The organism is Pseudomonas sp. 10-1B, assembly GCF_000935045.1.
Classification (GTDB): Bacteria; Pseudomonadota; Gammaproteobacteria; order Pseudomonadales; family Pseudomonadaceae; genus Aquipseudomonas.
Genome location: NZ_JYKS01000053.1, coordinates 25,967 through 31,966, shown reverse-complemented (window position 1 = coordinate 31,966; position 6,000 = coordinate 25,967). Strand labels below are relative to the sequence as shown.

6 protein-coding genes are annotated in these 6,000 nt (G+C 65.7%); 2 read left to right on the top strand and 4 right to left on the bottom strand.

Annotation, left to right across the window (positions count from 1 at the left end; translation table 11 throughout):
* Positions 1-222: 222 nt before the first annotated feature.
* The 4 genes from TZ03_RS24095 to TZ03_RS24080 form a co-directional block, all read right to left on the bottom strand.
* On the bottom strand, positions 223-1,191 hold the full coding sequence (locus tag TZ03_RS24095) for a hypothetical protein (protein WP_051100856.1): 969 nt from the start codon (positions 1,189-1,191) through the stop codon (positions 223-225).
* A 52-nt stretch (positions 1,192-1,243) separates the two neighbouring features.
* Entirely contained in the window at positions 1,244-2,056 is an 813-nt protein-coding gene (locus TZ03_RS24090) for an aldo/keto reductase (protein ID WP_051100855.1), read from the bottom strand.
* Complete coding sequence (locus TZ03_RS24085; protein WP_051100854.1) at positions 2,053-3,237, bottom strand: NAD(P)/FAD-dependent oxidoreductase; 1,185 nt, start codon at positions 3,235-3,237, stop codon at positions 2,053-2,055. Before TZ03_RS24085 ends, TZ03_RS24090 begins: the two co-directional genes overlap by 4 nt.
* 161 nt (positions 3,238-3,398) lie before the next feature.
* Positions 3,399-3,731, bottom strand: coding sequence for a DMT family transporter (locus TZ03_RS24080; RefSeq protein ID WP_051100853.1), 333 nt, complete (start codon positions 3,729-3,731; stop codon positions 3,399-3,401).
* A gap of 85 nt (positions 3,732-3,816) precedes the next feature.
* Between TZ03_RS24080 and TZ03_RS24075 the strand changes: the two genes are divergently transcribed.
* Positions 3,817-4,707: a LysR family transcriptional regulator gene (locus tag TZ03_RS24075; RefSeq protein WP_051100852.1), complete on the top strand. Its 891-nt coding sequence runs from the start codon at positions 3,817-3,819 to the stop codon at positions 4,705-4,707.
* An 11-nt stretch (positions 4,708-4,718) separates the two neighbouring features.
* Complete coding sequence (gene waaA, locus TZ03_RS24070) at positions 4,719-5,990, top strand: lipid IV(A) 3-deoxy-D-manno-octulosonic acid transferase (protein ID WP_051100851.1); 1,272 nt, start codon at positions 4,719-4,721, stop codon at positions 5,988-5,990.
* Positions 5,991-6,000: the final 10 nt, after the last annotated feature.

The following is a 6,000-nucleotide window of genomic DNA, read 5'->3' as shown; positions in this document are numbered from 1 at the left end:
CAAGCCAGCTTCCACAGGTGCAGCGCAGGCCTTGAGCTCTGTGTAGGTTCTGTGGAAACAGGCCAGTCAGCTTCCACAGGTGCAGCGCAGGCCTTGAGCTCTGTGTAGGTTCTGTGGAAACAGGCCAGTCAGCTTTCACAGGTGCAGCGCAGATCTTGAAAACTGTGCAGGTCCTGTGGGAGCTGGCTTGCCGGCGATGGGCTGCAAAGCAGCCCCGGGATGTCACTTGTGAAGTGAGGTACGCGCCCGCTCCAGCAACTCCCGCGCCTTGTCGCCAAAGCGTTGCAGGTGCGACGCCCGCACCGGCTTGCTCTCCACCAAGCCCTGCTGCTTCACCCAGTCTTTCCAGCGCACCCGTTCGTCGGTCACCACCCAGCCTTCCTGCCGGGCAAAGCTCTCGGCCAGGTACAGCCCACGAGTACTGGCCGGCACCAGCTCGTCTTTCTTCAGCGTATACAGCTCAGCCAGCGGCTGGCCGTCCTTCAACGGCATCAGGTACAGGTCTGGCCGTTTGCGGTTGAGCCGTGCCACCAGTTGGTCACCCTCCAGCCGCTCATCGACGTGGAACAAACTGAGTTTCTTGGCTTCCCGGGGTACCTGCAGGCGCATGTCATAGATCAGTTGCAGTGAGGCGGTGGGCAAGTGCACATAGGCCCGTGGCCGTTCCAGCAGCATCAGCTTGCCGCAATGCACGGGCCGGGCGGCACCGGACTGCGGGGCCAGCACGAAGTGCGGCGTTTCGCGGTAGTGCAGGGCGGCGGTGTATGGAATGGGCAGCCAGGTGTCGTTGAAGCGCCCGCCCAGCCAGCCTTCCGGGGTTTCCAGCAGGCATTCCTCGGCCACTTCCTGAACGGCGGTGTGCAATGGCAGGTTCAGCTCCTGCGCTGGCACATAGCCGGAAATCAGTTTCAACACCACGTCGCCACGGTCTTGCCGGCGCTGACGCACCAGCACCCAGTAATCGCGGTTTTGCCAATGCAGGGTTAGGCGCACCGACACGCCCAGGTTGGCCAATTCGACCACGAAACGCTGCGCGTCGGGCAGTTGGATGGCTTTGCGCCGCTGCTGGGTCTGGGCAAAGTTCAGCGGCATGCCGATGCTCTGGTAGATCAGGCCTTCCGGCGTGGCCTCGACATGCAGTGGCAGTGTCTTGAAGTTGCTCGGGTTCTTGCGGATCAGCGTTCGCGCCACGAGGCTCCTCCTTGCGTCGGGTCAGTCTCCAGGCCTTTGCGCCTGGGGTAACTCACTGCTGGCCCAGGATGCGGGCGACGGTGGCCACGTTGTGGGCCAGGTGCAACGGATTGATGGTGCCGACGATAGCACTGCTGACGCCCGGGTGGGCGAACAGCAGCTCGAAGCTGGCTTGCACCGGGTCGACGCCCGGGGCCAGGCAGATATGCCCGCTGGCCAGGGCCTTTTTCACCAGGATGGCCTTGCCGTGTTCGGCAGCGTAGTCCAGCACCGGGCGTTCTGCCTGCTCGTTGAGGTTGTAGGTGACCATGGCGCAGTCGCCTTGCTCCAACGCCTTCAGGCCGCCGGCGACGGTCTTGCCGGACAGGCCGTAGCCGAGGATCTTGCCCTCCTGCTTGAGCTCCGCCAAGGTCTGGTAGACCTCCTGCCGTTCGAGGATTTCAAGGTCGTTGCCGTCGGAATGCACCAGCACCAGCTCGATGCGGTCGGTTTCCAGGCGGCGCAAGCTGCGCTCCACCGAGCGGCGGGTGTGGGCGGCGCTGAAATCGAAGTGCGACTGGCCGTTGTCGAATTCTTCGCCGACCTTGCTGACGATCACCCATTCGTCGCGCTGGCCACGCAGCAGCGGGCCCAGGCGTTCTTCGCTGCGGCCATAGGCCGGAGCGGTGTCGATCAGGTTGATGCCCAGTTCGCGGGCCTGGGCCAGTAGCAAGCGTGCCTCGTCATCGCCGGGGATGGTGAAGCCGGTAGGGTACTTTACGCCCTGGTCGCGGCCCAGCTTGACCGTGCCCAGGCCCAGTGGCGAGACCTTGAAACCGGTGCTGCCCAGCGGGCGGTGGACGTCGTGCAAGGTTGGCAGGCTCATGGCAGCAATTGCTCCCAGGCCGGTACGCCCAGCGGTGGGCGTGGCAGGTCGGCCAGGTCGGCCAGGTCGGCTTGTGCCTGTGGGCGGATGCCGTCGCGCTCCAGATGGGCGATGACCCGGTCGCTGAAGTCCGGCGCCAGCGCCAGCTTGGTCGGCCAGCCGACCAGCAGGCGTTGCTGGTCGGCGAGGAAGGCGTTGTCCGGGCGTACCAGGCCCGATTGCGCCGGTTCTGCGCGGTCGACCCGCAAGGTGGCCCAGCGGACCTGGCTTTGGTCGACCCACGGCAGCAGGCTGGCGATTTCCTTTTGTGCCGCGGTGATCTGTGCGGCCGGTTCGCGGGCGACACCATCGGCCTCGGCCAGGTCGCCACCGAGGTACCAGACCCACTGGCCATCGGCGGCCGGGTGCGTGGTGATCGTCACCCGCGGCTTCGGCCCGCCGCCCAGGCAGTGAGCATACAGTGGTTTCAGGTTGGCGCCCTTGGCCATGACCATGTGCAGTGGGCGAGTCTGCATGGCCGGCTGGTTCAGGCCCAGGGCATGCAGCAGGTCTGCGGTGCCGGCGCCGGCGCTGAGCACGATGCGCTGGGCACGGATATCGCGGCCATCTACGCGCAGGCCGACCAGTGCGTCGCCGTCGTCCAGCGGTTCGATGCGCTCACCCGCCAGCAGGCTGTCGCCCGCCAGTTCGGCCAGGTTGGCCAGCAGGCTGGGCACGTCGATGACCAGTTCGGCCAGGCGATAGACCTTGCCCTTGAACGCGCGGTCTTGCAGGGCCGGCGGCAATTGTTCGCCCTTCACCTGGTCGACCCGGCCACGCACGGCCTTGCTGGCGAAGAAGCTGGTGAGGTTGCCGGCCAGGGTGCCTGGCGACCACAGGTAGTGGGCATCGGACAGCAGGCGGGTACCGGTCAGGTCCAGCTCGCCGCTGCCGCTCAAGGCTTCGCGCCAGCGGCGCGGCATGTCGGCGATGGCTTCCGAGGCGCCGGTCAGGGCGCCGTGCAGGGCGTACTTGGTGCCGCCGTGGATGATGCCCTGGGACTTGATGGTCTGCTCGCCGCCAAGGCTGGCGCGTTCCACCAGCACTGTCGAGTAGCCCAGGCGGCGCAGGCGGGCATTGAGCCAGAGGCCTGCGACCCCGGCGCCGACGATCAGCACGTCAGTGGAAATGGCGGATGGCATGGCGGTACCTCGAAGACTGGGACAGCTGGCAAGTATACAGGGTATCCCTGGGAGGGCCCTATCGCCGGCAAGCCGGCTCCCACAGGGTTGCCGCAGGCCGTTGGGTCAACGCTGTCCCTGTGGGAGCTGGCTTGCCGGCGATGAGGCCCGTATAGGCAGCCTCAATGCCCAGCCGTCTTGGAAAACAGCTGAATCACCACCACCCCACCGACGATCATGGCCATGCCCAGCATCGCCGGCACATCCAGCTTCTGCCCATAGATCACCAGCGCCGCCACGCTGATCAGCACGATCCCCAGCCCCGACCAGATGGCATAGGCAATCCCCACCGGAATGCTGCGCACCACCAGGGTCAGCATCCAGAATGCGATGCCATAGCCAATCACCATCAGCAGCAGCGGCAATGGCGTGCTCAGGCCTTTTACCGCCTTCATGGAGGCGGTGGCGATGACTTCGGCGCAGATGGCGATGGCGAGGTAGGTGTAGGCATTCATGACGATTCTCCGGTAACTGGGCGGGCATTCTAGACGTTACCTGGATGGGGTAAAGTCATTACCTATCAATGCTGGAGATAGGTCGATGGCCGAGCAGTGGAACCTTGAACAACTGCGTACCTTCCTGCGCGTCGCTGAACTGCGCTCGTTCTCTGCCGTGGCCCGCGAGCAACGCAAGGCCCAGTCGGCGATCAGCAGCGCGATCGCCCTGCTCGAAACCGACTTGGGTGTGACCCTGTTCGAGCGCAGCAGTGGCCGGCAGCCGAAGCTGACCGAAAACGGCAGTGCCCTGCTGGAGGATGCTCGCGAACTGTTGCGCCAGTGCGAGCGCCTGGATGGCCGTGCGCTGGCGCTGATGCGCGGGCAGGAGGCGTTGCTGCGGGTGGCCCAGGACGAAGCCATGCCTTATCAGCCGGTCATCGACAGCCTCGACGAACTGGCCAGCCGTTACCCGTTCCTGGAGGTGCAACTGGCCAGCGGTGCCCAGGGCGATGTGGCGCGCAAACTGGTGGAGCGGCGCGCCGACCTGGGCTTGTTCTTCCACCACGAAAGCATCCCGGCCTCGCTGGAACGGCGCGCCCTGGGCAGTGTGGAAATGGTCACGGTGTGCGCGGTCGGCCACCCGCTGGCGGGCGAAGGCCGGGTAAGTCGCCAGCAACTGGCCCGCCACCGACAGTTGCTGATCACCCCGCAGCAAAGTGGCTACCCCGGCGGCGAGGCGATCAGCCCGCAGGTGTGGCGTGCCGACAGTTTCTACGCCATGGCCGAACTGCTGATGCGTGGCCTGGGCTGGGCCTGGTTGCCGCGGCACGTGGTGCAGTACCCGACCTACCAGGCGCATATGGTCGAGCTGGACAGCGAGTGGCGCCCGCCCGCGCTGGTGGCGGAGCTGGCCTGGCGTCGCGATGAGCCCCTGGGGCCGGCTGCGCAGTGGCTGGCCGAGCGCTTTGCGGTGCATCTGCGTGCGATCGGGTAAACTCCGCCGCCATGAACAGAACACTCTATACCTTGCTGTTTCACCTGGGCCTGCCGCTGGTTGCGCTGCGCCTGTACCTGCGTGCGCGCAAGGCGCCGGCCTATGGCCAACGTATCGGCGAGCGCTTTGCCTTCAAGCTGCCGACCATGCGCCAAGGTGGCATCTGGGTGCATGCGGTGTCGGTGGGCGAGAGCATTGCCGCAGCGCCCATGGTGCGGGCCTTGCTCAAGGCCTACCCGGAGCTGCCGATCACACTTACCTGCATGACCCCTACCGGTTCCGAGCGCATTCGCGCCATGTTCGCCGACGAACCGCGCGTGCAGCATTGCTACCTGCCCTACGACCTGCCATGGGCGGCAGGGCGTTTTCTTGACCATGTGCAGCCGAAGCTGGGCATCATCATGGAAACCGAACTGTGGCCTAACCACATCCATCAGTGTGCGAAACGCGGGATTCCGGTGGCGCTGGCCAATGCGCGTTTGTCCGAGCGCTCGGCCCGTGGTTATGGGCGTTTTGCCAAGCTGACCCGGCCGATGCTGGCCGAGATGAACCTGATTGCCGTGCAGACCGAAACCGAGGCGCAGCGCTTCCGTGAGCTGGGCGCGCGCCCTGAGTGCGTGCAGGTGACCGGTTCGATCAAGTTCGACCTGAAGATCGACGAGCAGCTATTGCCCCGAGCCAGGACGTTACGTGAGCAGTGGGGGGCCGAACAGCGCCCGGTGTGGATCGCCGCCAGCACCCATGAAGGTGAGGATACCCTGATTCTGCAGGCGCATCGGCAGTTGCTGCAGGTGCATGGCGATGCCCTGCTGATCCTGGTGCCGCGCCATCCCGAGCGGTTCAATGCGGTGCATGCGCTTTGCAGCGAGCAGTTCACTACCGTGCGCCGCTCCGCCGGCACGCCGGTCGATGGGCAAACGCGGGTACTGCTTGGCGACACCATGGGCGAGCTGCTGTTCCTCTATGCCTTGGCCGACATCGCCTTTGTCGGTGGCAGCCTGGTGCCGACCGGTGGGCACAACCCGCTGGAGCCGGCGGCGCTGGCCTTGCCGGTGCTGATGGGGCCGCATGTGTTCAACTTCCTCGAAATCAGCGCGATGCTGCGCGAGGCGGGTGCGTTGCAGCAGGTGGACGATGTCGACGGGTTGGCCGAAGCGGTGCGGCGCCTGCTCGAGCTGCCGCAGGATGCCCGGCGCATGGGCGAGGCGGGCAGGGCGGTGATGCGGGCCAACCAAGGGGCGTTGCAGCGCTTGCTCGATGGCCTGGGTGCCTTGATCCGTTGATTACCGGTAT